Raw genomic sequence first — 26,182 nt, 5'->3', positions numbered from 1 at the left:
GCCAAAGCCTTGAATCACCTGGGGTCCGGGGCTTCCTGAACAAAGATGAAATAAATCCGGGCGCGGCCGGGACGGGTTCATGCTCGCGGTTTCCCTGAGGCGCACGCACAAAAAAGGCGCCCTCGATGGGCGCCTTTTTATGTGACCAGCCTCTTAGACCGGCGCTTTGCGAATGGTCGCCAGCAACCCGGCGGCGCCGAGGAACAGGCCGGCGAAGGTGCGGTTCATGCGCCGTTGCTGGGTCGGCGTGCGCAGCAGGCGCAGGACCTTGGAGGCCAGGCCGGTGTAGCCGGCCATGACGATCAGGTCGACGGCAATCATGGTCGCGCCGAGGATCAGGTACTGCTTCACCAGCGGTGCGTGGGGATCGATGAACTGCGGCAGGACCGCCAGCATGAACACCAGAGCCTTGGGGTTGCTGATGTTGACCAGGAACCCGCGGAACACCAGCGCCAGGGGTTTGCCGATCGGCCGGATCGCGGCGTCGTCGCTCAGGTCGCTGGGCAGCGCGCGCCACTGTTTGACCGCGAGGTAAACCAGGTAAGCCACGCCGAACCATTTGATCGCGTAAAAGGCGGTCGAGGATGCCGCGAGAATCGCCCCCACGCCGGCGGCGACAATCGCAATCTGCATGGCCAGGCCCAGTTGCAGGCCCAGGGCGTTCCAGTAACCGCGCCAGAAACCGTATTGCAGACCGCAGGACATCGACGCAATCGCGCCGGCCCCCGGGGAAAGGCTGATCACCCAGCAGGCGGCAAAAAACGCCAGCCATGTCTCAAGAACCATCGCACACCTCGGCTCGAATTCGTCGTAGACGCCTAAGCTAATGCGCCGGCGGGCGGATGACCATAGATTTTTGTCGGACAGGCATCGCCGGCCAACTGTAGCCACTGCCGAAGGCTGCGATAGGCCGGGGTCGCGCTCGACACGCAGGAGCTTCCTGCGATCTCAAGAGCACGTCTGCATCGCAGCCGATCGCAGCCTTGCGATGCTCGGCAGCGGCTACAGAGACGGCGCAGCAGGACTATTTCTCGCCGGAGCTTATCGACAGCGCATCGCTACCGCGCCAGCGGCGCACCGAACGCTGGAAGAACAGACTGTTGGGCACTTGCACCATGACGCCGCCGGTGCCGGCTTCCTCGGCCTCGATCAACGAGGTGTACAGCAGGTTGATTGCCACCACCCGGCCCTTGATGCCAGGTTTGTCGAGGGTATCCACCAGTTCGACCACATCGCCGATGCGGAACGGGCCCACGGTGAAGATCAGGATGGCGCAGAGCAGGTTGGACAGCACACTCCACATGGCGAAGAAGGCCACCGCAGCCACGGCGACAAAACCGGACAGGGCAGTCCAGAGCACCGTCGCCGACACCCCGAGCCGCTCCAGGACGAAGATCAGCGCGCTGCCCATGATCAGCCAGCGCAAGCCGCCGCGCAGCGGCATCAGCAACTGCGGCGGGAACGGGTAACGTTCACCCAGGCGGGTCAGGCAGCGCGCGACAAACCGCTGGGTGACGTAGCCAGCCAGCAGGATCAGCAGGATTTGCACGGTGACCCACAGCGGCTCGACCCACGTGATAGGCACAGGCAGCTTGAACGCTTCCATCAGGACAAGGCTTCCAGTTCCGCCTGCATGCTTTCCAGCAGTTCCAGGGCTTCCATCCAGGCCTCTTCCAGTTCGCCTTCGCGCACCTTCAGCTTGGCCTGCTCGGCCAGCAGATCACGCAACTCATCCTTGCGCGCGGCTTCGTAGATACCACTGTCGCCGAGGCTGGCTTCGATTTTCGCCAGCCGCTCGTGGACCTTGCCCAGCTCGGTTTCCAGCTTGTCGGCTTCGCGCTTGTGCGGGGCCAGCTGCTGGCGCAGGGCCGCGGCAGCCTGGCGCTGGGCCTTCTTGTCGGTTTTGTCCGGGTTGACCGTGGTCGTGCTGACCGGCGCGTTGCGCTGGCGGTAGTCCACCAGCCAGCGCGCGTAGTCGTCCAGGTCGCCGTCGAACTCTTCGACCTTGCCGTCGGCCACCAGGTAGAAGTTGTCGGTGGTGCTTTTCAGCAGGTGACGGTCGTGGGAGACCACCAGCACCGCGCCGCTGAACTCTTGCAGGGCCATGGTCAGGGCCAGGCGCATCTCCAGGTCCAGGTGGTTGGTCGGTTCGTCGAGCAGCAGCAGGTTCGGGCGGTCCCAGGCAATCAGAGCCAGGGCCAGGCGCGCCTTTTCGCCACCGGAGAAATTCAGCACCGGCTCGTCGATACGCGCGCCGCGGAAGTCGAAACCACCGAGGAAGTCGCGCAGGGTCTGCTCGCGCTCGGTCGGCGCCAGGCGCTGCAAATGCAGCAACGGGCTGGCCTTGGCATCGAGCGAGTCCAGCTGGTGCTGGGCGAAATAACCGACCACGGTGTTCTCGCCGCGGGTCAGGCGACCGCCCAGCGGCGACAGCTCGCCGGAGAGGTTCTTGATCAGGGTCGACTTGCCCGCACCGTTGGGGCCGAGCAGACCGATGCGCGCACCCGGGGTCAGTTGCAGCTTGACCTTCTCCAGCACGGTCTTCTCGCCGTAACCCAGACGGGCATCGGACAGGTCGAGCAGCGGGCTGGAGATCTTTTCCGACTCGCGGAAAACGAAGTCGAACGGCGAGTCGACGTGGGCGGCGGACAACTCTTCCATCCGCTCCAGGGCCTTGATCCGGCTCTGGGCCTGGCGGGCCTTGGTGGCCTGGGCCTTGAAGCGCGCAATGTACTTTTCCATATGCGCGCGTTGCGCCTGCTGCTTCTCGTAGGCTTGCTGCTGTTGCGCCAGGCGTTCGGCACGGGCGCGCTCGAAGGCGCTGTAGCCACCGCGATAGAGGGTGATCTTGCGCTGATCGACGTGAGCCACATGGTCGACCACGGCATCGAGGAAATCGCGGTCATGGGAAATCAGCAGCAAGGTGCCGGGGTAGCCCTTGAGCCAGTCCTCCAGCCAGAGGATCGCATCGAGGTCCAAGTGGTTGGTCGGTTCGTCGAGCAACAGCAGATCCGACGGGCACATCAGCGCCTGAGCCAGGTTCAGGCGCATCCGCCAGCCACCGGAGAAGTCGCCGACCTGGCGGTCCATCTGCTCGTTGCTGAAACCCAGGCCGGCCAGCAGCTTGCGCGCCCGGGCGTCGGCGGTATAACCGTCGGCGCTGTCCAGCTCGGCATGCAGGCGCGCCAGGGCCGCACCATCATGGGCCGCTTCGGCGGCGGCCAGCTCACGCTGCACCTGGCGCAGGCGCAGGTCGCCATCGAGCACGTAGTCGACCGCCAGCCGCTCGAGGGTATCGACCTCCTGGCGCATATGGGCGATGCGCCAGTCGGCGGGCAGGAAGCAGTCGCCCGAATCCGGGTGCAACTCGCCACGCAGCAAGGCGAACAGGCTGGATTTTCCGGCGCCGTTGGCACCGATCAGGCCGGCTTTCTGGCCGGCGTGCAGGGTCAGCTCGGCGTCTTCTAGCAGACGTTGCGGACCACGCTGTAAAGTCAGGTTCTGAAGTCGAATCATAATGGCGGCGGAGTCTACCAGCTTCGTTCGCAACTGGCGCGAGTAGCACTATGTCCTCTGACCTGTGGAGCTTCACCCTCAAGACCTACGCCCGCCCGGGCGTCGAAGAAGCCTGCCTGAACCTTCAGGCGGCCGGGGCCAATGTCTGCCTTCTACTCTGCGCGGCCTGGCTCGGCGCACGCGGGGTGGCCTGCACTTCGCAGCGCCTGCAACAGCTGCGAACCCTGGGCCAGCCCTGGCACGACCAAGTCGTCAGGCCGCTACGCCAACTGCGCACGCAATGGCGCCCGGCCGCGAGCGCGGATCCGGAACTGACGGTCTTGCGCGAACAGGTCAAGGCATTGGAACTGGAGGCCGAGCGGCAACTGCTGCTGCGCCTGGAGGCGCTGGCGGGAGAATGGTCGAAGGGTGAAACGCAGGATCTGACGGACTGGCTGGAAGGACTGGCGGCCGAAGCCGCCAACCTCAACCGCGACGCGCTGCAGGCGCTGCGCGTCGCGGTGACCGGCGCTTAGGAAGCGCTGGTTGGCGTAGTGCTGGCGGGAGCGGCAGTCGGAGCTGGCGCAGCAGTCGCCGCTGGAGCTGGCGAAGAGACCGGTGCCGCCGGCTTAGTTGCCGGAGTTGCCGGGGTGGCTGGTTTGGCGGCCGCTGGAGCGGTGGCCGGTTTGGCAGCAGCAGGCTTGGCGGCGACTGGCTTCTTCGCGGCAGGTTTTGCAGCCGGCTTGGCAGCAGGTTTCACCGCAGGCTTGGCGGCTGGTTTTGCTGCAGCCGGTTTAGCGGCTGCTGGCTTGGCGGCAGTGGAAGCCGCTGGTTTGGCTGCTGCAGGTTTAGCTGCCGGTTTGGCCGCGGGTTTCGCTGCTGCCTTCACCGGAGCTTTGGCCGCAGCCGGTTTGGCGGCCGGCTTCGCAGCAGTTTTTGCCGCTACCGGTTTAGCCGCTGGCTTGGCAGCAGCAGGCTTGGCCGCTGCGGTTTTAGCCGCTGGCTTGGCGGCGGGTTTGGCCGCTTGTTTTGCTGCTGGCTTGGCAGCGGGTTTCGCTGCAGCCGGTTTGGCAGCCGCCGTTTTCGCAACGGGTTTGGCAGCAGGTTTTGCAGGTGCTTTTGCAGCAGCCGGTTTAGCCGCTGGCTTGGCAGCTGCAGGTTTGGCTGCGGCGGTTTTTGCCACTGGCTTGGCGGCAGGTTTGGCAGCCGGTTTGCTGGCAGCTTTTGCCGGTGCTTTAGCGGCAGGTTTGGCCGGGGCTTTTGCCGCCGGCTTGGCTGCGGCTTTCTGTGCTGGAGCGGCGACCGGTTTGGTGGAGCGAGTGCTCAGCACCTTGGCTGCGGCTTCTTTCACACGACCGACGCCCTGGGCCAGTTTCAGGCTTTCCTGAGCGTCGCGCTTGAGTTGCAGAATGTAGGCGCGGGTTTCGGATTGACGTGCCTTGAGTGCATCGAGCAGGTCTTCAAGTTCTTTCACTGCGTCCTTGGCTTTGGCTTGTGCCTTGGCCTTGCCGGCCGCCGCGGCGTCCTGCAATTTGGTGCGCGATTTGTGCAGTTTTTCCTGTGCCTTACCGCGTTGCTTTTCCAGTTTGGCGAGCAGTTTTTCAGCATCAGCCAAGGCTTGGGAACAAGCGTTTTCCAAATGTTCGAGCAGGCTGCTCGAAAGCTGTTGGAGCAAATGCAACGGAGTATTTACAGGCTTCTTATTGGCCGACATGGTTTACCTCCTGGCTGACGTGAGTTGCGGCTCATACTAGACCTCTGCTGCTACCGCCGCTAGGGCATGTTGACAGTATCGAATGCCATGCGTTGCAGAGGATCGAAAATGTTCTTCGCACACAAGAAAGTTACTCACCAGCCGCCACATCCACGCTGGCATAATCCCCCTCGTCTCAGGCCGGAGAACGCCCATGTCGCGTTACCTTTTTTTATCCTTGTGTGTGTTGTTGCCACTGGCTCAGGCCGCCGAAGATTCGCAGAAAAACGATGCTCACGATCTCGCCTACAGCCTGGGCGCCAGCCTCGGTGAACGCCTGCGCCAGGAGGTGCCGGACCTGCAGATCCAGGCATTGGTGGAGGGCTTGAAACAGGCCTACCAAGGCAAGCCCCTGGCACTCAAGGACGAGCGTATCGAACAGATCCTCACCCAGCATGAAGCACAGGTCGGCGAGCAAGCGGACAAGCCGCGAATCGAAGTGGCGCTGGAAAACGAACAGCGTTTTCTCTCGGCCGAAAAGGCCAAGCCGGGCGTACGCGAACTGGAGAACGGCATCCTGCTGACCGAGCTGGCACCCGGCGACGGAGTACGGCCGGGAGCCAATGGTTCGGTACAGGTTCGCTACACCGGACGCCTGCCTGATGGCACGGTGTTCGATCAGAATCAGCAGCCGCAGTGGTTTCGCCTGGACAGTGTGATTGCCGGATGGCGCAGCGCCTTACAGCAGATGCCGACGGGGGCGAAGTGGCGCCTGGTGATTCCTTCGGCCCAGGCTTACGGCGCCGATGGCGCGGGCGACCTGATCGCGCCTTACACGCCACTGGTGTTTGAAATCGAGCTGCTGGGGGCTACCGGTTAGGGGGAGCAGAAACGAAAAACGGTGCGCAATGCGCACCGTTTCGGTAAAGCTTTCGCTGCAAGTCAGGCCTGAACGGCGGCCTCTTCCTTGTGAGCGTTGTGCAGCACTTCGATCAGGCAATCTTCCAGCTCGAAGCGTTCATGCAGCAGACCACCCAGCTCCTTGAATTTCTCCGCCACGCATTTTCCTTCGTCGCACAGATCGTTGAACGCCAGCAGCTTTTCAGTGATGACATCAATCCGTGGATAAATGGTTTCGGCCAGTTCGAGCCCGCGCTGATCATTGAAGGCCTTGGCCTCGCCAGTCAACTGCTCGTAGATTTCAAAGTGGCCGGCGGAGACGTAGTCCACCAGGATTGCGCAGAACTCCTGCAGCGGCTGTCGATTTTCAGCCAGCGTCTCAGGCTCCGCGCCGAGAGCATCATAGGCCCGAACCAGTTCGTGACGCTCCTGCAACCAGCGATCGATCAGCAGATGCACTCCACCCCAGCGTTCCTGAGCATTCTGACAACTTTCGAGCATGGCGATCTCTCTTCCCTTATGGGTCATGCCGCTCTGAATCCGCCACTGGACTGAACATCAGCATTCGGCCAGGCAGAACAGCATCGAGCAACGTAATTGCGGTGACACGTGCGGGCCAGATTATGCCCGCTCGACAGCCGCTTCAAGGTACGCAGGAGATAAAGTTCATACAAGTGTTTAATCTTGCGCCCCATCGCAAATCGACGACTCAGGTCGCGGCCGCCCTGCGCCGGCCCCATGGTAGAAGCCGCGCCAGACGATAGGCGCTCAAAATCATCACAGCGATGAAAAACAGCAGGCTCCACTCCGCGGCACTCATGTCCAGCAACGTCCAGGTGACCTCCGCGCACTGCGCGGTCCCGGTGAAAACCAGCTGCAAGGCACGCCCCCAGGACAGGTTGCCGAGCATGAACGGCATGTCCGGCAAGCACGCCAGCAACTGATCCGAAGGAATGTTCTGCAATAACACATGGCGCCCTGCCGTAACGACACCCGCCAGGCTGCAGAGCAGTTCCAGCAGCCAATACAGGGCACTCGCCGGGTATTGTGGCCCCTGCAGGGCCGCGACCAGGCTGATCGAGGTCAACAGCAACGCGAAGAAACGTTGCGCCACCCACAACAGGCAAGGCTCGAGCCCAACCCCGAACTCCAGGTGAAACGAAGCCCACAGGGCCAAGGCACCGGTAAAAAACACAAGGGAGAACAGCAAGCGTGAGCCGGCCAGCGACATGGTGTATCCACAACGGAAGAAACAGGCTGCCACGGTAGAGAAAGCGCTCGGCCCTTTCAAGGCGCGCCATGACAAGATCGAGCGCGGCAAACCGGCACAGAGGCCAGATCGGGAGGGAGTCGCGGGACGGGCCGCCCCTCCGTGGACGGCCCAGCCTTGCGGGTTTATACCCTGGCGGGCACCGGCAGCGGCGATGCCAGGAGGCGCTCGTCCAACAGCCCCAGACCTTCCTGGAACAGCTGGTTGCTGCGCTCGGTATCGCCCAGCTGTGCCAGCAACCGGGCCAGCTCGGCACAGGCTTCAGGGTTGCGCTGCAGGCGCAGGCTGCTTTCCAGGTAGTCCCGCGCCTTGCCCCAGAGACTGGTTTGCAGGCACAGGCGGCCCAGGGTCAGCAGCAGGCTCGGGTCGTTCGGGTGGTCTTTGAGGCACTGCTCGGCGAACTGCAGTTGCCGCGCCGGGTCACTGCCCCGCAGCAAGCCGTAAAGCCGCGCCAGATGGCTGTCGTACTTGCGTTTGAGAGCGACGCGCAGCACTTCTTCGGCCTCGGCCCCGGCGCCCAATTGCCGCAGTTGCTCGGCGTAGGCCAGCACCAGCTGCGGTTCCTGACGCTGAGCCGCGGTCAGTTGCTGCCAAGCGCGGTTGAGCGATTGCAGGCCGACCGTACCGTCCTCTTCGCGATGTGCCGCGAGGGTCAGGTTCTCGCCCCAGGCCCGACGTTCCAGCTCGGCCAGTTTGTTGGCGGGCAGGACCTTGTCCTTGCGCAGCTCGGGCAGCAGGCGGATCACCGCCGACCAATCGCCCCGCTGCTGGTGCAGACGCTGCAACTGCCGCAGCACCTGGACACTGTGCGGATGACGCTCGTGCATGGCTTGCAGGGTACTCAGGGCGCCTTCGGTATCACCGCGATCGGTCTGCAGTTGGGCATGACTCAAGGCCACCGCCAACTCAGCCTGGGGCTGGCGCTCGAGGGCACGCTCCAGCAGGCTGTCGCACTGCTCGTAGTTTCCCAGCTCGTTCGCCGCCCGCGCCGCGCCGAGGTAGTACAAAAGAGGCTGGCGCTCGGCTTCTGCGGCACGATGCAAGTGCTTCTGGGCGCTGGCCCAGCGGCCCTCGGCAAGATCCATCTGGCCTTGTTCGATGGCAATCTGCACGCGACGGCTGCGGTTGCGCCGCGACCAGGGATTGACCACGCCGCTGGAGGCCATCACCAGTTCGATCAGTGCCTTGATACCCCAGATCACCAGCCAGATCACCGCGACCAGCGCCAGGGTCGCCCACAGGCTCGACTCATAACGGAAGCTGTCGTAGGCAATCAGGATGTACCCGGAATGCTCGGCAATCGCCAACCCCAGCAATCCCGAGGCGGCGATCACCAGGAACAGAATCACGTACAGGCGCTTCATGGGCTGGTCTCCTGCGGGGCATTCGCAGCAGGTTTGGCCAGTGGTTTCACCGACTCTTCAGCGCTCAGGTTGCGTCGCTCCAGGTAGGCCTGAACGGCGCTCAGGGTCTTGGCCAGGTCCGGCGTCTGCACGGTGACCGGCTGTTTGCTCAGTTCGGACACGCGCTCGAGCATGAGTTTGCTCTGCGGGTTGTCCTGATTGAAGTTGCCCTTCAACACGTCGCGAGCTTCCGCCAGGGCCTGGGTGTACACCGGCGCCTGGCCGTTCAGGGCCGCCCATTGCGCCTGCTCCAGGGCCAGGCTCAAGGCCAGGCGCACCTGCGTCAGGCTTTGCCCGGCGAGCAGCGGCCGCACATTCTTGTCCGCGTTGAAGTCGATACGAATGTAACGCGAGATCTGATCCCACCATTGCGCCCAGCGGCTGGCGCCGTCACCGTCGGCGGTCAGGCCCAGCAACGAATCGCCACGGTCGCGGTACTCGGGGGCCAGCTCGGTGAGTTCGGTCACCTGGTCGCGCAGTGCGCCCAGTTGCAGGAACAGCCCGGTGCGATCCGGTTGTTCGGTACTGCGCAGGGCCGCAAGACTCTTGGCCAGCTGTTCGCGCGCGGCGAAAGAACCGGGATCGTTCTGCTCGCGCAGGATCTCGTCGGCCCCCTGCACCAGGGCCTGGGCGCTGCTGATGTCCTGCAAGGCCGAAAGACGCAGGCTGGCCAGACGCAACAGATGTTCCGCCTCGGCCAGACGCCAGTCCTTGCGGCTGGCTCCCAGCACGCTCTCGAGCTTCTGATTGAGTCGCTGCTGGTCACCCTGCAACTGCGCGACCAGACGGCGGCGCTCTTCCAGCTCATCGGCCGCCGGCAACTGCTCCAGGCGAGCCGTCAGGCGCTGCTCGTTGAGCTTCAGGCTCTGCGCCTCATCACCGAGGGCCTGCAACTGCCCCAACTGCTGTTGATTGTTGGCCTGCAGGCTGCGCACCTGCCAGACACCCCAGCCGCCGGCAGCGACGCCGGCCGCCCCCAGCAGCAGGGCGAGGATCGCCAACCCGTTGCCACGGCGCTGCGGAGCAGGGGTTGCGGGTTCAGCCGGTGCATCGATTACCGGCTGGACATCATCTTTAGGCAAGGCTGTTTCGCTCACGTATCCATCCTTTGCGTTTAGAGAACGGGCACGGGTTGCTCCCGTAACGCCGTTAGCAAGGCCGCGGCGCTGGCGCCACGACAATCCACAACTTTCTTGGCCCCGGCGGCACGCGCCATCTCGGCGACCCGGGGGCTCGGTACAAACAACGGCAGCCGCGCCACCTGTGGCCAGGCCTCGCCGGCCAACTGCTGCAAGTGCTCGAAACCCTGCCCACTGCTGACCACCAGCCCATTCAAGCGTTCAGCTCGGATGCGTTGCATCAGGACCCCGTCGGCATAGCGCGGTAGGTCGCGGCGGTACAACTCTAGATAATCGACACTAGCACCTTGGCCGCGCAAACGCTCAGCCAGCAGCTCGCGGCCACCCTCCCCGCGCACGATCAGCACCCGCGGGCCGGGCCGGGCAATAGCCTCGCGCAACTGGGGAAGTTCAAGCAAGGCTTCGCTGTCATCGCCTTGCTCGGGGAAAAAAACATCCAGGCCGTGATCGGCCAGAACCTGCGCCGTGCCGGCGCCCACACTGAACCAGCGCTGGCTCGGCGGCTGCGGCCAGAACTGCTCGAGCAGTTGCACGGCCATTCGCGCGGCCGGCTTGCTGACCACGATCACCGCACAGTACAAGTGCAGATCAAGCACTTTGGCGCGCTGGGTATCGCCAACAGGCAGGGCTTGGATTTCCAGCAATGGCAGGCTGCTGCTGAACACCCCCGCTTCGCCCAGAACCTCAGCCAGCAGCGCCGACTCGTCCGTGGGCCGGGTCAGCAGCACACGCCAGTCGCTCACTCTTCGCCAGCCTCGCCATAGACCGCGCGCAGAATATCGTCGGCGCCCTGGGCCAGCAGATCCTCCGCGACCTGCACGCCGAGCGCCGCCGCCGCGCTACGTGGAGCACGGGCCTCGGCGCTGAGCAGCACACCGCCGCTCGGCTCGCCGACCAGGCCACGCAGCCACAGCTGATCGCCTTCGAGCACCGCATAGCAGGCGATCGGTACCTGGCAGCCGCCATTCAGATGCTTGTTGAGGGCCCGCTCGGCGGTGACTCGATCCGCGGTATCGACATGATGCAGTGGCGCCAGCAGCTTATGGATCTCGCTGTCGGCTGTGCGGCATTCGATGCCCACCGCACCCTGGCCGCCAGCCGGAAGGCTGTCGTCGACGCTGATCGAAGAGCTGATGCGATCTTCGAAGCCAAGACGGATCAAGCCCGCAGCGGCCAGGATGATGGCGTCGTACTCACCGGCGTCGAGCTTGGCCAGGCGAGTATTGACGTTGCCGCGCAGGAAGCGGATCTGCAGGTCCGGACGACGAGCCAGCAACTGCGCCTGGCGACGCAGGCTGGAGGTGCCCACCACGCTGCCCACGGGCAGGTCGTCAAGACTGGAATAGGTATTGGAGACAAAGGCATCGCGCGGGTCTTCACGCTCGCAGATGCAGAACAGGCCCAGGCCTTCAGGGAAGTCCATGGGCACGTCTTTCATCGAATGCACGGCGATATCCGCTTCGTTTTCCAGCAGCGCGGTTTCCAGCTCCTTGACGAACAGTCCCTTGCCGCCGATTTTCGACAACGGCGAGTCGAGCAGCTTGTCGCCGCGACTGACCATGGGCACCAGCGTCACGATCAACCCCGGGTGAGCGGCTTCCAGACGAGCTTTGACGTATTCGGCTTGCCACAAGGCCAAGGCACTTTTGCGGGTAGCGATGCGGATTTCGCGAGAGGACATGGATCAATCCGTACTGATGAAAATACGGCAGATGATAACAGCTCAGCCAAATCAGCTTTGACTTGTATCAGGAACTACAGCCCCTCCCTGGCTGCAGGAACATTGCGGGCGGGGCGCATGACCCGCCCGGCCGCCCGGATCTAGAGCTGCTGCATCATCTTGCGCACGCCGGCCACATGCCGTCGGCTGACGATCAACGCATCACCATTGAGACCTTTGAGGAACAGCTGGAAATGCCCCAGCGGCGTACGCTGCAGGCGTTCGATGCGTTCACGGGCCACCAGGGCGTTGCGATGGATGCGCACGAAGCGCTCGCCAAACTCGTCTTCCAGCGCCTTCAGGGGTTCGTCCAGCAGGACTTCGCCGCTTTCATGGCGCAAGGTCACATATTTGTGGTCGGCAATGAAATAGACGACCTGATCCAGCGGGATCAGCTCGATGCCTTTGCGGGTCCGCGCACTGATATGGCTGCGAGGGCCGCTGCCGCTTTCCGCGGCAGGCCGGGTCAGGGCCGCCAGCTGGACCCGGTTGGGGCGGTCGGCCTTTTTCAGCGCCTCGAGCAGATGCTCGGAACGCACCGGTTTGAGCAGGTGACCTACCTCGCTGACATCAAAAGCCTCGAGGGCGAATTCATCAGGGGCGGCACAAAACACCACGGCTGGCGGCGCTTCGCGCTCACACAAACGGGCGGCAACCTGCAGGCCATCGAGACCCGGCATGCGGATGTCGAGAAGCACGATATCCGGCTTCAGGCTGTCGATCAGGGCCAATGCCTCTTCGCCATTGGTGGCGCTGGGCTCCAGGACACTGTATCCCTCAAGCTCACTGACCATGCGGCTCAGTCGCTCGCGGGCTAGGGGTTCGTCATCAACGATCAGGACATTCATATTGCGCTGGATTCCTGCGTGAGTCTCGCACAAGGATAGCGTAGACAGGTGAAGTGACGTCCGTCACGGCGATCCACGCTAAGACTAGTGCGAGGGCCAAAAAGTGCCCCACGACGGGCACCATTATTTACCCGGGCCTGCTCGATACCGTTCAAGGCCCGCCACTGCACGACATGGTCATGGGGACTGCTGATACAGGACACAAACACCCCCTCTCTTATAGTCGGCTTCCACCCCGACCGCCTCCCTCGCGAATCGCGAGGTGGCGGCGGGACCGGAGCGCATGCGACAACGGTTGCGTGATCAGCGACCAGACTCGATGAAACATCCGGGATTGCGCTGTTCCTTCAGTCCAACTGTAGACGGTTGCCAAGACGATATTGCTCTATCGATAAATATCGTTACATCACTCCTCGCACCCCGCCGTCGCTCGCCTAGTCTCTGCGCGCCCGAGGTCGGCGACAAGCGCCCGCGGCCCCCATGGCAGAAATAAAAACCTGCCGACCGGTGCCAGCTACGGGATTGGCAACCCTGTTATTATCCGCGGCAACTTTTCACCTCATTTCCCTTCCAGCCGATCACGAGCGAATTCATGAGCACTGACAAGACCAATCAGTCCTGGGGCGGCCGCTTCAGTGAGCCCGTCGACGCCTTCGTCGCCCGCTTCACCGCCTCCGTCACTTTCGACCAGCGCCTCTATCGTCACGACATCATGGGCTCGATCGCCCACGCCACCATGCTGGCCAAGGTCGGCGTACTGACCGATGCCGAACGCGACAGCATCATCGACGGCCTGAAAACCATCCAGGGCGAAATCGAGGCCGGCACCTTCGACTGGCGCGTCGATCTGGAAGACGTGCACATGAACATCGAAGCACGCCTGACCGACCGCATCGGCGTCACCGGCAAGAAGCTGCACACCGGCCGCAGCCGCAACGACCAGGTGGCCACCGATATCCGTCTGTGGCTGCGCGACGAAATCGATCTGATCCTGGCGGAAATCACCCGCTTGCAAAAAGGCCTGCTGGAACAGGCCGAGCGCGAAGCCGGCACCATCATGCCGGGCTTCACTCACCTGCAAACCGCGCAGCCTGTGACCTTCGGTCATCACATGCTGGCCTGGTTCGAGATGCTCAGCCGTGACTACGAGCGCCTGGTCGATTGCCGCAAGCGCACCAACCGCATGCCGCTGGGCAGCGCCGCGCTGGCTGGCACCACCTACCCGATCGACCGCGAGATGACCTGCCAGTTGCTGGGATTCGACGCCGTCGGCGGCAACTCGCTGGACAATGTGTCTGATCGCGATTTCGCCATTGAGTTCTGCGCCGCCGCCAGCGTGGCCATGATGCACCTGTCGCGCTTCTCCGAAGAGCTGGTGCTGTGGACCAGCGCGCAGTTCCAGTTCATCGATCTGCCCGACCGTTTCTGCACCGGCAGCTCGATCATGCCGCAAAAGAAAAACCCGGACGTTCCGGAGCTGGTTCGTGGCAAGAGCGGCCGCGTGTTCGGCGCCCTGATGGGCCTGTTGACCCTGATGAAGGGCCAGCCCCTGGCCTACAACAAGGACAACCAGGAAGACAAGGAACCGCTGTTCGACGCCGCCGACACCCTGCGCGACTCGCTGCGGGCCTTCGCCGACATGATCCCGGCAATCAAGCCCAAGCACGCGATGATGCGCGAAGCGGCACTGCGCGGTTTCTCCACCGCCACCGACCTGGCGGACTACCTGGTGCGCCGTGGCCTGCCATTCCGCGATTGCCACGAGATCGTCGGCCACGCCGTGAAGTATGGCGTGGAGACCGGAAAGGACCTGGCGGAAATGAGCCTGGAGGAACTGCGCAAGTTCAGCGACCAGATCGACCAGGACGTATTTGCCGTGCTGACCCTGGAAGGCTCGGTCAACGCCCGTGACCACATCGGCGGCACGGCCCCGGCTCAAGTCAAGGCGGCGGTGGTTCGCGGCCAGGCGTTGCTGAGCAGCCGCTAAAAGCTAGCGCGGGCAAGCCACGCTCCTGCTAAGAGCGTGGCTTGCCCGCAGTCAGCGACCTGAAACCTTCCTACTTCTTGCTGGCGATCATCGCCAGGAACTGCGGCATCGCCGCGTCCTTGTCCGCCGCGACCCGCTGCACATTGGGCATCTGCTCCAGGCGTGCCATCAAGGCCTTGGCTGCCGGTATCTCGGCCAGATAATCCACACCGAACAGCTTCTGCCCTACCACGCAGGCCAGGCTCACGCTGTACAGGAAATACAGGTCCGCCACGCTCAGGCTGCTGCCCGCCACATAAGGGGCGAACTTGCCGTGCCTGGCCAGCGAGGCGAACCCCTGCACCAGCTCGTTGCGGGACTTCTCCTTGATAGCCTCGGGGACCGTCATCCCGAAGAACGCCTCGCCATAACAGGCCCGCGCCGGCAACTCGATGTAAAGCTCGATCTCCTTGGCCAGCGCCAGCACCTGGGCACGCGCGAACGGGTCACTGGGCAGCAGCGCCGGCCCAGGCTGGCTTTCAAGGTATTCGAGGATCACGCTGGTTTCATTGATAAAGCCCTGCTCCACCCCCAGCACCGGCACCTTGCCGCGCGGGCTGATGGCCAACGCCTCAGGGCTTTGCCCGGCGTAGAACGGCACTTCTTCGAAAGGCAGATCTTTTTCCAGCAATGCCAGTTTCACCATGTTGTAGTAATTGCTGACGGCGAATCCATAAAGCTTGAGCATCACATAGCCTCCAGGCCGGGTACGGGGTTGGCAGCCACTCTTATAGATCCTCGACAGCCGACTGGCCAGCAGCATCAGGCTCCTGAATACGGGTAAACTGGCGACCTTTCCTTGAGGAGCCTGCCATGAGCGAGCCAACCCCCGGTATCAGCAACGACGACAGCGACGAAGAAGCGTTCGCCGAAAACACCCTGATCGAAGCGATCGAAAACCAGATCGAAAGCGACAACCCGCCCGCGGCCAAGGCCACCTTCAATAAGCTGACCCTGGTCGGCTATGAGCGTGACGAAATCCTCAACCTCATGGCTCACGTCCTGGCAGTGGAAATCGACGCGATCCTCGAAGAAGACCGCGCGTTCGACACCCAATGGTACGAAGCCGCGCTGCGCGCCCTGCCCGAGCTGCCGCCCGAGAAGAAATAAGCCCGCCACGCCTCGCGTCCGCCCCTGGCCGGCGCGATGGCGAGCCTTGACTACACTGGTACGCGCCCTGCGGCCAAATACCGCCGCCCAGGGGCGTAAAAGTCCGCAGCGGACACTGGACAGGCTGCCCAACTGCGGTCACCTTAAGGACGCTGTCGTCTAATTCCTAGAAAGTCTGGAGTCCTTATGTCGTATACCCCTGAGTTGGTTGCCGAACTGGAAATCCTTGCACTCTTCAACCTGGACAGTTCCCAGGAAGGCCTGAAAATCCATCAGACCGCTGCCCCCCAAGCTATCGCCGCCGCACGACGCCTGTTCGAAAAAGAGCTCATTACCCAGCCCGATGGTGGTTACCTGACCAGCCTGGGCCGCGATGCCGCCGAGCATGCCCAAGGCCTGCTGACCATTCTGACGGTCAAAGAAGCCGCCTGAACGCTTTCCCCTACGGCCCTCGGAATCCCCGCCTGTCGGATTCCGCGGGCAAGCTCCAGTTGCCCGCTGGAAATCTGACGTCAAAAATAAAATTCAGCTTAAAGCTCGCCCTCGACTGGCTGTAAACTCCTCCACCTATAAGACCTCCCACGTTCAAGCTTCGCGAGCCTGTTTGAATGACCCGCACCCATGAAATCCGCCCAGATCTGGACGAGGGAATCGATCGCAAGGTTCTCAGCCAGCTGCGTGCGCGCTTTCTGAAGCTCAACGAAGGGCGTCTGGATCGGGCCATGGAGGGGTTATCGCCGCGCCAGCAACTGGTGCTCAACCTGTTGCCGCTGTTCTTTCACGTCAACCACCCGTTATTGCCGGGTTATGTGTCGGGCGGCACACCCGCCGGGCTGTCGAACTACGAACCCGACACCTCAACGCTCAACGAAGCCCAGCGCCTGACCCGCTCGTTTTCCTACAAGGTCCGGCCCGGCAATGCACCGCGACCTATCCATGGCCTGTTCCTGATGGGCAGCCTGGGCACCCTGGCCCAGGCTGACCAGAGCGATATGGATGTGTGGGTCTGCCATGCGCCCGATCTCGGCGAGAACGAACTCGCCGAACTGCGCAAGAAATGCCTGCTACTGGAAACCTGGGCCGCCGGCCAGGGTGCCGAGGCGCACTTCTTCCTGATCGACCCGAGCCGCTTTGTCCGTGGCGATCGCAACACCCAGCTGAGCTCGGACGATTGCGGCACCACTCAGCACTATCTGCTGCTGGACGAGTTCTATCGCACGGCCATCTGGCTGGCCGGGCGTACGCCGCTATGGTGGCTGGTGCCGGTGTACGAAGAAGCCCGCTACCAGCAGTACACCCATACGCTGCTGTCCAAGCGTTTCATCCCTGCCGACGAAAACCTCGACCTTGGCCATCTGGCCCATATTCCGCCGGGCGAATTCATCGGCGCCGGGCTCTGGCAGTTGTTCAAGGGCATCGAGTCGCCGTACAAGTCGGTGCTCAAGCTGCTGCTGACCGAGGTCTACGCCAGCGAACACCCGCGGGTGGAATGCCTGAGCCTGCGCTTCAAGCAGGCGGTGTTCGCCAATCGCCTGGACCTCGACGAGCTGGATCCGTACATCGTGGTCTACCGGCGCATCGAGGAATACCTCAAGGCCCGCGGCGAACCGGAGCGCCTGGAGCTGGTACGGCGCAGCCTGTACCTGAAGGTCAACCGCAAGCTCACCGGCAACAACGGCGCGCGCAACCCAAGCTGGCAGCGCTCGCTGCTCGAACGGCTGGCCCACGAATGGGGCTGGGATCAACGCCAGCTGGCAATGCTCGACAGCCGCAGCCAGTGGAAAGTCCGCCAGGTCAGCGCCGAACGCCGGGCCCTGGTCAATGAGTTGAACTACAGCTACCGCTTCCTGACCCAGTTCGCCCGTACCGAGCAGACCCTCGGCCTGGTCAACAAGCGCGACCTGAATATCCTCGGCCGCCGCCTGTACGCGGCCTTTGAACGCAAGGCCGGCAAGATCGAATTCATCAACCCCGGCATCGCCCCGGACCTGGCCGAAGACACCCTGACCCTGGTGCAGTCGCCCAACAAGAAAGAACCGGGGCAAACTCACTGGGGCCTGTACAACGGCAGCCTGAATGCCCTGGAGTGGGAACACTTCGCGCCGATCAAGCGCAGCCGCGAACTGCTGGAGCTACTGACCTGGTGCCATCGCAACGGCGTGATCGACAGCAGCACGCGCCTGGCGCTGCACCCGGGCAGCAGCGACTTGAGCGAGTTCGAGCTGTTCAATCTGCTGGGCAGCCTGCAACAGACCATCGCCCTGCCCCTGGGCACCGTCAGCGAAGAACGCCTGCTGCACAGCAGCATGCCCAGCGAAGTGCTGATCCTGGTAAATGTCGGCCGCGACCCGCTCAAGCATCACCGCGACCTGAACATCCTGATGACCACCGAGCGCACCGACTCTTTGAGCTACGCCGGGGTGCGGGAGAACCTGGTGCTGACCCTCGATCAGGTGACGCTCAACAGCTGGAACGAGGTATTAGTCGGCCGTTACGACGGCGCCCATGCCCTGCTCGACTGCCTGCGCGACTACCTCAACAACCTGCCGCGCGGCCCTGAGCAACCGAAGCTGCGAGTGCGCTGCTTCTGCCACAACCGCGCGCAGTTCATCGCCCAACGGGTCGAAGAGCTGTTCGACACGGCGCAGAACCTGTTGCTCAGCCAGCTCAACCACCGCTACCTGATCCAGGTCCAGCAGCATTACCACGTGCTGGAGTTGGTGCCGGGCCAGGTCAATCATGTGGCGCTGGCAAGCCTGCCGGCGCTGATCGACTACCTCGGCGAAGAACAGTCGAGCTACAGCCCGCTGCACCTGGACCCGATGGCCCTGGAAGAACACGACCTGGCGCTGATCCTGCCGATGGGCCAGCCCGACAGCATCCAGGTGTTCTACCGTGTCGTCGAGGCTCAGGCCGAGCTGTACGTGCTGGATGAATTCGATGCGCTCTGGCAGCAACGCCTGCCCTACCACGACGAACAGAGTCTGCTGGTCCCCCTGCAACGCTTCCTGCAGTCGATCCTCTACCGGCGCGATGCCCAACTGCCGATGGAAGCCTCCCAGGCTCTGGTGCCGCTGGATATTTTGTATTACCAGATATTGCCCTCAGGCAGCACAAGAGCCCGTCGAATCGAGCCACGCCCGGCACCCCAGACACCAGCGAACAAAGCCTTTTATGACGTGCAGGGCATCATCGGCAAAGCCGCACCGGGGCAGGTGCAGGTCACTCTGTATTGCAATCAACGGGAGTTTTCCGAGCTGGAGCATGGCGACCAGCTGTTCGCCGCGGTCGCCCAGGAGATTGTCGGCCAGCGTCGCGAAACCGAGCGCTATCGCTGCTATATCACCGACCTGGACCTGTCCGGCCTGCTCGGTGACCACCACGGCTCAAGCAATCTCTACCTACGCTACAAAGCCGACCTGGAGCGCGCCTTGAACGACGCGCTCGAGCAGGTCTAGCCGGTCAGCGGTGCCCTTCAGAGGTGAAAGTCGCCAGCCGCTTCGGGTTGGTATTCCACTTCCAGCAGGGTCAGCTTCAGGGTCTTGCCGCCGGGCGCCGGCCAGTCGATGTACTGCCCGACCTGCAAACCGAGCAAGGCGCTGCCCACTGGCGCCAGGATAGAGATCCGGCCCTCGTCGGCGTTGGCGTCCTGCGGATACACCAGGGTCAGGTGATAGTCCTTGCCGCTGCCCTCTTCGCGGCAATGCACACGCGAATTCATGGTCACGACACCAGGCGGGACTTCATCGTGGCCCACCAGGGTTTCGGCGCGATCCAGCTCGGTCTGCAACGCAATGACGCCAGGCAGCGTGTCGTCCAGGCTGTCGATCAGGCGCTCCAGACGCTGCACGTCGAGGCGGGTGAGAATGATGGAAGGTGCGGTGCTCATGATCCAGGCAGACTCCTTTTTTCGGCACAAAAAAGCAAAACCCCGTCCAGATAAGACGGGGTTTTCACTGGCCTCGATGTGGCGAGGCGTAACCGGACACTACCACAGCAGCACAAATAAACAAGCCGCCGGGCTTTTGTGCCCGGGCTAGCCCATACCGGGCGCCGCAGCCCGCTTGCGCTCCAGCGCCTGGCGACAGATGACTCGCCGTCGCTCATCGTCCGCCGAGCGCCATTCGCGAATGTCTTCCACATGCCGGAAACAGCCCTTGCAGACTTTTTCCTCATCCAGCCGGCACAGGCTGATGCAGGGCGAGGCCACGGCCGGGCTGACATTGCTGTACAGCGGCTTGGGCGGGCGCGCCGGGGCGGTTGGCGTCACGGTCTCAGAGCCCTTCGAACTCGAGCTTGATGTCGGCCTGCTCGAGGACGATGCGCTCGAGCATTTCGCCCAGCTGCTCTTCGCTCTTGTCGCACATCCAGCGCTCGCTTTCTTCGTCGTAGTCGAAGTGGAAACCACCGGAGCTCGCGGCCAGCCACAGCTGGCGCAGCGGTTCCTGGCGGCTGAAGATCACCCGGCTGCCGTTTTCGAACGTGACGGTGAGCACACCGGCGGAGTTCTCCAGATCGATATCCAGGTCACTCTCATCGAAAATGTCCTCCAGCGTCTGCTGGGTGGCATCGACCAGGTCGTGGAAACGGGCTTCAGTCAAACTCATTGCGGGAACCTCGAAAAGTGTCTACTCACGCTCAAGCGCCGCAAGATACGGGCGCATCCGGGCGAATGCAAAGGATACCGATCAAGGGCGCGGGCGGCAGAGAAAATATCCCCGCAACCGCCGCGCCCAACGCCCGTGCCCGGGGCAAAGGCCCGCCGGACGGGTGTTCCAGCGCATAGGCAAGCCGTCGGGTGGCCGGTATACTCGGGCGCAATTAACGCTTTCTCAAGGATTTCGCCATGAAGCGCCTGATCTCTTCCCTTGCTGCGCTCGTCGCGGTTGCCTGCCTTGTCACTGCCTGCGGTCAAAAAGGCCCGCTGTATCTTCCCGATGACAGCAAATCCCCTGAAGACCAAGGTCACTCGCAGTCGCACAAGCACGACACCAACTAAGGGAACCCCATGGACGCTTTTAACTACCGCGACGGGCAGCTGTTCGCGGAAGGTGTAGCGTTGTCCGCCATTGCCGAGCGCTTTGGCACGCCGACCTACGTCTATTCCCGAGCGCATATCGAAGCGCAGTACCGCGCGTACGCCGATGCCCTCGCCGGCATGCCGCACCTGGTCTGCTTCGCGGTAAAGGCCAACTCCAACCTGGGTGTACTGAATGTCCTGGCACGTCTGGGCGCCGGTTTCGACATCGTCTCCCGAGGCGAGCTGGAACGCGTCCTGGCCGCTGGCGGCGCGGCCGACAAGATTGTCTTCTCCGGTGTCGGCAAGACCCGTGACGACATGCGTCGCGCCCTGGAAGTCGGTGTGCACTGCTTCAACGTCGAGTCCAGCGACGAGCTGGAACGCCTGCAACAGGTCGCCGCCGAACTCAAGGTTCGCGCGCCGGTTTCGCTGCGGGTCAACCCGGATGTCGATGCTGGCACCCACCCGTACATTTCCACCGGCCTGAAGGAAAACAAGTTCGGTATCGCCATCGCCGATGCCGAAGACGTGTACATCCGCGCGGCACAGCTGCCGAACCTGGAAGTGGTCGGCGTCGATTGCCATATCGGCTCGCAACTGACCACCCTGGCCCCCTTCATCGATGCCCTCGACCGTCTGCTGGACCTGGTCGACCGCCTGGGCGAGTGCGGCATCTACCTGCGCCACATCGACCTCGGTGGCGGCCTGGGCGTGCGTTATCGCGATGAAGAGCCACCGCTGGCCGCCGACTACGTCAAGGCCGTGCGCGAACGCCTCGACGGCCGCGACCTGGAACTGGTCTTCGAACCCGGCCGTTTCATCGTCGCCAACGCCGGGGTACTGCTGACCCGGGTCGAGTACCTCAAGCACACCGAACACAAGGACTTCGCCATCGTCGACGCGGCAATGAACGACCTGATCCGCCCGGCCCTGTACCAGGCCTGGATGGACGTCAGCGCCGTACGCCCGCGCGATGGCCAGGCACGTACCTACGACATCGTCGGCCCGATCTGCGAAACCGGCGACTTCCTGGCCAAGGAACGTCAGCTGGCGCTGGAAGAGGGCGACCTGCTCGCCGTGCATTCGGCCGGTGCCTACGGTTTCGTCATGAGCTCCAACTACAACACCCGCGGTCGCGCTGCTGAAGTGCTGGTCGATGGTGAACAGGCTGTTGAAGTGCGTCGCCGCGAGACGGTAGCCGAGTTGTTTGCTGGCGAAAGCCTGCTGCCGGAGTAAAACCATGCTGCTGCGTTTTACCAAGATGCACGGCCTGGGCAATGACTTCATGGTCCTCGACCTGGTCAGCCAGCACGCGCACATCCTGCCCAAACATGCCAAGCAATGGGGCGATCGCAACACCGGAGTCGGTTTCGACCAGTTGCTGATCGTCGAGGCGCCGAGTAATCCGGATGTGGATTTCCGCTACCGGATCTTCAATTCCGACGGCTCCGAAGTGGAGCAATGCGGCAACGGTGCGCGCTGTTTCGCCCGTTTCGTGCTGGACAAGCGCCTGACCACCAAGCGCCAGATCCGTGTCGAGACCAAAAGCGGCATCATCGAACTGGATGTGCGCAACGACGGTCAGATCAGCGTCGACATGGGCGCGCCGCGCCTGGTGCCCGAGCAGATTCCGTTCGTGGCACCGGCCCAGGCCCTGAGTTACCAGGTCGAAGTCGATGGCCAGACCGTCGAATTGGCCGCGGTGTCCATGGGCAACCCCCATGCGGTGCTGCGGGTCAACGACATCAACAGCGCGCCGGTGCATGAGCTGGGGCCGAAGATCGAACATCACCCGCGCTTCCCGGCCCGGGTCAATGTCGGCTTCATCCAGGTCATCGACCGTCAGCGCGCGCAGCTGCGGGTCTGGGAACGTGGCGCCGGGGAAACCCAGGCCTGCGGTACCGGCGCCTGCGCCGCCGCAGTGGCCGCGATCAGCCAGGGGTGGATGGATTCGCCGCTATTGATCGACCTGCCGGGCGGGCGCCTGTCCATCGAATGGGCAGGCCCTGGCCAACCGGTGAAGATGACCGGCCCGGCAGTGCGCGTATACGAAGGACAGGTGCGTCTTTGAATGAGCGAAAACCATGACTGATCAGCCTCAGGTTCCAGCCGAACAGCCCGACGAATCTCCTGCCGAAAACCTCGAGGCGGCGGCGATCGCCGCGTACCTGGAAGCTCATCCGGACTTCTTCGTCGAGCATGAAGAACTGCTCCCGGCGTTGCGCATTCCCCATCAGCGCGGTGACACCATCTCGCTGGTGGAGCGGCAGATGAAGATCCTGCGCGAGCGCAACATCGAGATGCGCCACCGGCTTTCACAGTTGATGGACGTGGCCCGGGACAACGACCGGCTCTTCGAGAAGACCCGGCGCCTGATTCTCGCGCTGATGGATGCCAACAGCCTGGAAGACGTGGTGATGAGCGTCGAAGACAGCCTGCGCCAGGACTTCCAGGTGCCTTTCGTGAGCCTGATCCTGTTCAGTGACAGTGCCATGCCCGTGGGCCGCTGGGTCACCGCGGCCGATGCCCAGACCGCCATCGGCGGCTTGCTGACCGAAGGCAAGAGCGTCAGCGGCAGCCTGCGCGAGCATGAGCTGGACTTCCTGTTCGGCGAAGAGCAGCGCCAGCAGATCGGCTCGAGCGCCGTGGTCGCCATCGCCCATCAGGGCATTCACGGCGTGCTGGCCATCGCCAGCCGCGACCCGCAGCACTACAAAAGCTCGGTGGGGACGCTGTTCCTCAGCTATATCGCCGAAGTCATGGGCCGCGTGCTGCCGCGCTTCACTCACTCGCTACGCTCGGTTCGCTGACCATGGAACGACAACTGGACGCCTACTGCGAGCACCTGCGCAGTGAGCGCCAAGTGTCGCCCCATACGCTGCAAGCCTACCGCCGCGACCTGGAAAAAGTGCTGGCCTTCTGCGCCAAGCAGCAGGTTTGCGGCTGGTCCGACCTGGACATCCAGGGCCTGCGCAGCATGATTGCGCGCCTGCACCAGCAGGGCCAATCCTCTCGCAGCCTGGCGCGCCTGCTCTCCGCCGTACGCGGCCTGTACCACTACCTGAACCGCGAAGGCCTGTGCAATCACGACCCGGCCAACGGCCTGGCGCCACCCAAGGGCGAGCGCCGCCTGCCCAAGACCCTGGACACCGATCGCGCGCTGCAATTGCTCGATGGCGCGGTGGAGGATGATTTCCTCGCGCACCGCGACCAGGCGATTCTCGAGCTGTTCTATTCCTCCGGCCTGCGCCTGTCGGAGCTGACCAGCCTCGACCTCGAACAATTGGACCTGGCCGATGGCCTGGTGCAGGTCCACGGCAAAGGCAGCAAGACCCGGGTCCTGCCGATTGGCAAGAAGGCCCGCGAGGCACTGCAGCTGTGGCTACCGCTGCGGGCGCTGAGCAATCCGCCGGACGACGCGGTGTTCGTCAGCCAGCAGGGCCGGCGCCTGGGCCCCCGGGCGATCCAGCTGCGGGTCAAGGCCGCTGGCGAGCGCGAGCTGGGACAGAACCTGCATCCGCATATGCTGCGACACTCCTTCGCCAGCCACATGCTGGAATCCTCCCAGGACCTGCGCGCGGTACAGGAACTGCTGGGGCACTCGGATATCAAGACCACCCAGATCTATACCCATCTGGACTTCCAGCACCTGGCAGCGGTCTACGACAGCGCCCACCCACGGGCCAAACGCAACAAAGGCGGTGAGTAATGACGATCAAGCTGATCACCTTCGACCTCGACGACACGCTGTGGGATACCGCGCCCGTGATCGTCAGCGCCGAAGCCGTGCTGCGCCAGTGGCTGACCGACCACGCTCCGCAACTGGGCGGCGTACCGGTGGAGCATCTCTGGACCATCCGTGAGCGGGTGCTGAACCACGAGCCCGGGCTCAAGTACCGCATCAGCGCGCTGCGCCGACGGGTGCTGTTTCATGCACTGGAGGAAGCCGGCTACGACCAGGGCCAGGCCAATGCCCTGGCCGACCAGAGTTTTGAAGTGTTCCTGCATGCGCGGCACCAGCTGGATATCTTTCCCGAGGTGCAGCCGACCCTGGAAGCGCTGGCCAACCACTTCGCGCTGGGCGTGGTCACCAATGGCAACGCCGACGTGCGCCGCCTGGGGCTGGCGGATTACTTCAAGTTCGCCCTGTGCGCCGAAGACATCGGCATCGCCAAGCCCGATTCACGGTTGTTTCACGAAGCCCTGCAACGGGGCGAGGCGACACCGGACACCGCCGTGCACATCGGCGACCACCCGGGCGACGACATCGCCGGGGCCCAGCAAGCCGGCTTGCGGGCCATCTGGTTCAACCCGGCCGGCAAGGCCTGGGAGGCGGATCGGTTGCCGGATGCGGAAATCCGCAGCCTGACCGAGCTGCCGAAACTGCTGGCGCGCTGGCACAATGGCGCCTGATCGGACGCTGTCGCAATCACTGCAACACCGCACTCTCGCCAACAAGCGCCCATGAAAAAGCCCGCAGCGACGGCGGGCTTTTTCAGCAAGCAAGTGGCAGGCGCTCAGATAGGCCGGCTACCGTACTTGTTATCAGGCTTCTTGGGCGGATCGGCAACCACATTGGCCTCGACTTCCTGCACTTTACCGCCACGGGCCAGGAACTCCTCCATGGCGCGCGCCAGTGCATCACGCTCTTTGTTCTTGGCTTCGACACTCGGCAGCTCGTCTACCGAGACGGCAGCCTTGGCCTTGCCTTTGGCGGTCGGGGCAGGAACATCACTGCCATCGTCTTCCGCCACATCGTCGGCGGCCGCTTCAAGACCTTCTTCGGTTTCGTCTTCGTCGCCTACTTCGAGGTCGTCGTTTTCCAGATCATCGTCGCTCATGTTCTACCTCATGACTTGCGAAAAGCAGATTAGTTATAGCCCAGCTGAGCCGACTGTCGAAGGCCGCTGGAAAAAAATCAACATCCACTGATAACCAGCGGCTTATGCCTTATCACCGTGCAAGGTGGCAAGGACTTTGCGGGCACCGCCATGATCGCGATGCTCGCCCAGATAAACGCCTTGCCAGCTGCCTAACGCCAAGCGACCCGCCGATACCGGCAAGCTCAATTGACAGCCTAGCAAACTGGCCTTGAAGTGCGCCGGCAGATCATCGGGCCCTTCGTCGTCATGTTCATACCCGGCCATGCCTTGAGGCACCAGGGAGTTGAAGAAACGCTCGAAGTCACGACGAACCGCAGGGTCGGCATTCTCGTTGATGGTCAACGAGGCCGAGGTATGCTGCAGCCACAAATGCAACAGACCGACCCGACATGCCTTCAGTTCAGGCAGGCCGGCGAGCAACTCGTCCGTTACCAGATGAAAGCCCCGGGGCCTTGCCCGCAGGGTAATCAGAGTCTGTTGCCACATACAGTTCTCCGCACATTCGGCGCGCATTCTAGCGCGCTCTGGGAAAAAACAAAGTGCCGAATATTCCTCCAATGCTGTAAGTCATTGACCCGAAAAAAAAGCAGTCATCAAACTGGCTGACAAGCTCTGGAAAAAACCTTTCAGCCATCTCTCAATGACAAAACGCAGACAAAAAAATGCCCGGCAAGC

The 26,182-nt window shown here is 63.1% G+C and carries 29 protein-coding genes and 1 pseudogene; 12 read left to right on the top strand and 18 right to left on the bottom strand.

Annotation, left to right across the window (positions count from 1 at the left end; all coding sequences use genetic code 11):
• Nucleotides 1-153: 153 nt before the first annotated feature.
• From AC07PQ_RS16435 to AC07PQ_RS16425, 3 genes are all read right to left on the bottom strand, one after another.
• Nucleotides 154-786 carry a LysE family transporter gene (locus AC07PQ_RS16435; RefSeq protein WP_007926706.1) on the bottom strand — a complete coding sequence of 211 codons (633 nt, stop codon included), beginning with the start codon at nt 784-786 and terminating at the stop codon, nt 154-156.
• Between the two features lie 238 nt (nt 787-1,024).
• Complete coding sequence (locus AC07PQ_RS16430) at nt 1,025-1,606, bottom strand: mechanosensitive ion channel domain-containing protein (protein WP_493185903.1); 582 nt, start codon at nt 1,604-1,606, stop codon at nt 1,025-1,027.
• Entirely contained in the window at nt 1,606-3,516 is a 1,911-nt protein-coding gene (locus AC07PQ_RS16425) for an ATP-binding cassette domain-containing protein (protein ID WP_007926703.1), read from the bottom strand. Before AC07PQ_RS16425 ends, AC07PQ_RS16430 begins: the two co-directional genes overlap by 1 nt.
• 50 nt (nt 3,517-3,566) lie before the next feature.
• Between AC07PQ_RS16425 and AC07PQ_RS16420 the strand changes: the two genes are divergently transcribed.
• Complete coding sequence (locus tag AC07PQ_RS16420) at nt 3,567-4,031, top strand: TIGR02444 family protein (protein WP_493185902.1); 465 nt, start codon at nt 3,567-3,569, stop codon at nt 4,029-4,031.
• On the opposite strand, the gene AC07PQ_RS16415 is transcribed toward AC07PQ_RS16420, so the two are convergent.
• Nucleotides 4,028-5,209 carry an AlgP family protein gene (locus tag AC07PQ_RS16415; protein WP_493185901.1) on the bottom strand — a complete coding sequence of 394 codons (1,182 nt, stop codon included), beginning with the start codon at nt 5,207-5,209 and terminating at the stop codon, nt 4,028-4,030. The two genes, AC07PQ_RS16420 and AC07PQ_RS16415, sit on opposite strands and share 4 nt — an antisense overlap.
• Before the next feature lie 193 nt (nt 5,210-5,402).
• Here AC07PQ_RS16415 and AC07PQ_RS16410 point away from each other — a divergent pair, with 193 nt between their 5' ends.
• On the top strand, nt 5,403-6,068 hold the full coding sequence (locus AC07PQ_RS16410; RefSeq protein ID WP_493185900.1) for an FKBP-type peptidyl-prolyl cis-trans isomerase: 666 nt from the start codon (nt 5,403-5,405) through the stop codon (nt 6,066-6,068).
• A gap of 62 nt (nt 6,069-6,130) precedes the next feature.
• On the opposite strand, the gene AC07PQ_RS16405 is transcribed toward AC07PQ_RS16410, so the two are convergent.
• From AC07PQ_RS16405 to AC07PQ_RS16370, 8 genes and pseudogenes are all read right to left on the bottom strand, one after another.
• Nucleotides 6,131-6,589: an Rsd/AlgQ family anti-sigma factor gene (locus AC07PQ_RS16405; RefSeq protein ID WP_007926697.1), complete on the bottom strand. Its 459-nt coding sequence runs from the start codon at nt 6,587-6,589 to the stop codon at nt 6,131-6,133.
• Between the two features lie 208 nt (nt 6,590-6,797).
• The gene (locus AC07PQ_RS16400) at nt 6,798-7,319 is read right to left on the bottom strand and encodes a disulfide bond formation protein B (RefSeq protein ID WP_007926696.1); all 522 of its coding nucleotides are present in this window, start codon (nt 7,317-7,319) and stop codon (nt 6,798-6,800) included.
• 164 nt (nt 7,320-7,483) lie between these two features.
• Nucleotides 7,484-8,722 (bottom strand): heme biosynthesis protein HemY, encoded by a 1,239-nt coding sequence (locus tag AC07PQ_RS16395; protein ID WP_493185899.1) that lies wholly within the window; start codon nt 8,720-8,722, stop codon nt 7,484-7,486.
• The gene (locus AC07PQ_RS16390; RefSeq protein ID WP_007926694.1) at nt 8,719-9,858 is read right to left on the bottom strand and encodes a uroporphyrinogen-III C-methyltransferase; all 1,140 of its coding nucleotides are present in this window, start codon (nt 9,856-9,858) and stop codon (nt 8,719-8,721) included. Before AC07PQ_RS16390 ends, AC07PQ_RS16395 begins: the two co-directional genes overlap by 4 nt.
• A gap of 17 nt (nt 9,859-9,875) precedes the next feature.
• Entirely contained in the window at nt 9,876-10,643 is a 768-nt protein-coding gene (locus AC07PQ_RS16385) for a uroporphyrinogen-III synthase (RefSeq protein ID WP_007926693.1), read from the bottom strand.
• Nucleotides 10,640-11,581: a hydroxymethylbilane synthase gene (gene hemC / locus AC07PQ_RS16380; protein ID WP_007926692.1), complete on the bottom strand. Its 942-nt coding sequence runs from the start codon at nt 11,579-11,581 to the stop codon at nt 10,640-10,642. The genes AC07PQ_RS16385 and hemC overlap by 4 nt, the downstream gene beginning before the upstream one ends.
• 140 nt (nt 11,582-11,721) lie before the next feature.
• The gene (locus tag AC07PQ_RS16375; RefSeq protein WP_016703190.1) at nt 11,722-12,468 is read right to left on the bottom strand and encodes a LytR/AlgR family response regulator transcription factor; all 747 of its coding nucleotides are present in this window, start codon (nt 12,466-12,468) and stop codon (nt 11,722-11,724) included.
• A pseudogene (locus AC07PQ_RS16370) lies at nt 12,465-12,869 on the bottom strand (sensor histidine kinase); the annotation flags it as partial. The pseudogene AC07PQ_RS16370 and the gene AC07PQ_RS16375, both read right to left, overlap by 4 nt.
• Before the next feature lie 191 nt (nt 12,870-13,060).
• Here AC07PQ_RS16370 and argH point away from each other — a divergent pair.
• Complete coding sequence (gene argH, locus AC07PQ_RS16365; protein WP_493185898.1) at nt 13,061-14,455, top strand: argininosuccinate lyase; 1,395 nt, start codon at nt 13,061-13,063, stop codon at nt 14,453-14,455.
• 70 nt (nt 14,456-14,525) lie between these two features.
• Here the strand turns inward: argH and AC07PQ_RS16360 are convergent, their stop codons facing one another.
• Nucleotides 14,526-15,182, bottom strand: coding sequence for a glutathione S-transferase family protein (locus tag AC07PQ_RS16360; protein ID WP_493185897.1), 657 nt, complete (start codon nt 15,180-15,182; stop codon nt 14,526-14,528).
• A gap of 125 nt (nt 15,183-15,307) precedes the next feature.
• Here AC07PQ_RS16360 and AC07PQ_RS16355 point away from each other — a divergent pair, with 125 nt between their 5' ends.
• The 3 genes from AC07PQ_RS16355 (at nt 15,308) to AC07PQ_RS16345 (ending at nt 19,062) form a co-directional block, all read left to right on the top strand.
• Nucleotides 15,308-15,604 carry a hypothetical protein gene (locus tag AC07PQ_RS16355; RefSeq protein ID WP_053263077.1) on the top strand — a complete coding sequence of 99 codons (297 nt, stop codon included), beginning with the start codon at nt 15,308-15,310 and terminating at the stop codon, nt 15,602-15,604.
• 186 nt (nt 15,605-15,790) lie between these two features.
• Nucleotides 15,791-16,036, top strand: coding sequence for a TIGR02647 family protein (locus AC07PQ_RS16350; protein ID WP_007926676.1), 246 nt, complete (start codon nt 15,791-15,793; stop codon nt 16,034-16,036).
• A gap of 176 nt (nt 16,037-16,212) precedes the next feature.
• Complete coding sequence (locus AC07PQ_RS16345) at nt 16,213-19,062, top strand: class I adenylate cyclase (protein WP_493185896.1); 2,850 nt, start codon at nt 16,213-16,215, stop codon at nt 19,060-19,062.
• Between the two features lie 17 nt (nt 19,063-19,079).
• Here AC07PQ_RS16345 and rnk read toward each other — a convergent pair whose 3' ends face one another.
• The 3 genes from rnk to cyaY all read right to left on the bottom strand — a co-directional run bounded on the left by rnk (nt 19,080) and on the right by cyaY (nt 20,211).
• A complete protein-coding gene (gene rnk, locus AC07PQ_RS16340) occupies nt 19,080-19,493 on the bottom strand; it encodes a nucleoside diphosphate kinase regulator (protein ID WP_007926672.1) in 414 nt (137 codons plus the stop codon).
• Nucleotides 19,494-19,640: 147 nt separating this feature from the next.
• On the bottom strand, nt 19,641-19,874 hold the full coding sequence (locus AC07PQ_RS16335; protein WP_053263079.1) for a DUF1289 domain-containing protein: 234 nt from the start codon (nt 19,872-19,874) through the stop codon (nt 19,641-19,643).
• A gap of 4 nt (nt 19,875-19,878) precedes the next feature.
• Nucleotides 19,879-20,211 carry an iron donor protein CyaY gene (gene cyaY / locus AC07PQ_RS16330; protein WP_493185895.1) on the bottom strand — a complete coding sequence of 111 codons (333 nt, stop codon included), beginning with the start codon at nt 20,209-20,211 and terminating at the stop codon, nt 19,879-19,881.
• Nucleotides 20,212-20,450: 239 nt separating this feature from the next.
• Here cyaY and lptM point away from each other — a divergent pair, with 239 nt between their 5' ends.
• The 6 genes from lptM to AC07PQ_RS16300 are packed head-to-tail and all read left to right on the top strand — an operon-like array spanning nt 20,451 to nt 25,037.
• Nucleotides 20,451-20,603: an LPS translocon maturation chaperone LptM gene (gene lptM / locus AC07PQ_RS16325; protein ID WP_007926668.1), complete on the top strand. Its 153-nt coding sequence runs from the start codon at nt 20,451-20,453 to the stop codon at nt 20,601-20,603.
• A 9-nt stretch (nt 20,604-20,612) separates the two neighbouring features.
• Nucleotides 20,613-21,860 carry a diaminopimelate decarboxylase gene (gene lysA, locus AC07PQ_RS16320; RefSeq protein ID WP_007926666.1) on the top strand — a complete coding sequence of 416 codons (1,248 nt, stop codon included), beginning with the start codon at nt 20,613-20,615 and terminating at the stop codon, nt 21,858-21,860.
• Nucleotides 21,861-21,864: 4 nt separating this feature from the next.
• Complete coding sequence (gene dapF, locus AC07PQ_RS16315; protein ID WP_007926659.1) at nt 21,865-22,695, top strand: diaminopimelate epimerase; 831 nt, start codon at nt 21,865-21,867, stop codon at nt 22,693-22,695.
• 13 nt (nt 22,696-22,708) lie between these two features.
• A complete protein-coding gene (locus tag AC07PQ_RS16310; protein ID WP_009051448.1) occupies nt 22,709-23,434 on the top strand; it encodes a DUF484 family protein in 726 nt (241 codons plus the stop codon).
• Nucleotides 23,435-23,436: 2 nt separating this feature from the next.
• Nucleotides 23,437-24,333 carry a tyrosine recombinase XerC gene (xerC, locus tag AC07PQ_RS16305; protein ID WP_493185894.1) on the top strand — a complete coding sequence of 299 codons (897 nt, stop codon included), beginning with the start codon at nt 23,437-23,439 and terminating at the stop codon, nt 24,331-24,333.
• Nucleotides 24,333-25,037 (top strand): HAD family hydrolase, encoded by a 705-nt coding sequence (locus AC07PQ_RS16300; protein ID WP_007926656.1) that lies wholly within the window; start codon nt 24,333-24,335, stop codon nt 25,035-25,037. The genes xerC and AC07PQ_RS16300 overlap by 1 nt, the downstream gene beginning before the upstream one ends.
• A gap of 104 nt (nt 25,038-25,141) precedes the next feature.
• Here AC07PQ_RS16300 and sutA read toward each other — a convergent pair whose 3' ends face one another.
• Together sutA and AC07PQ_RS16290 are read right to left on the bottom strand one after the other, a co-directional pair.
• The gene (sutA, locus tag AC07PQ_RS16295) at nt 25,142-25,465 is read right to left on the bottom strand and encodes a dormancy-specific transcriptional regulator SutA (RefSeq protein ID WP_007926654.1); all 324 of its coding nucleotides are present in this window, start codon (nt 25,463-25,465) and stop codon (nt 25,142-25,144) included.
• 102 nt (nt 25,466-25,567) lie between these two features.
• Nucleotides 25,568-25,993 (bottom strand): secondary thiamine-phosphate synthase enzyme YjbQ, encoded by a 426-nt coding sequence (locus AC07PQ_RS16290; RefSeq protein WP_007926650.1) that lies wholly within the window; start codon nt 25,991-25,993, stop codon nt 25,568-25,570.
• Nucleotides 25,994-26,182: the final 189 nt, after the last annotated feature.

The organism is Pseudomonas sp. GW821-FHT09E12 (assembly GCF_059416085.1).
The sequence above is the reverse complement of the archived record's forward strand: the minus strand, read 5'-3'. Positions and strand labels throughout refer to the sequence as shown.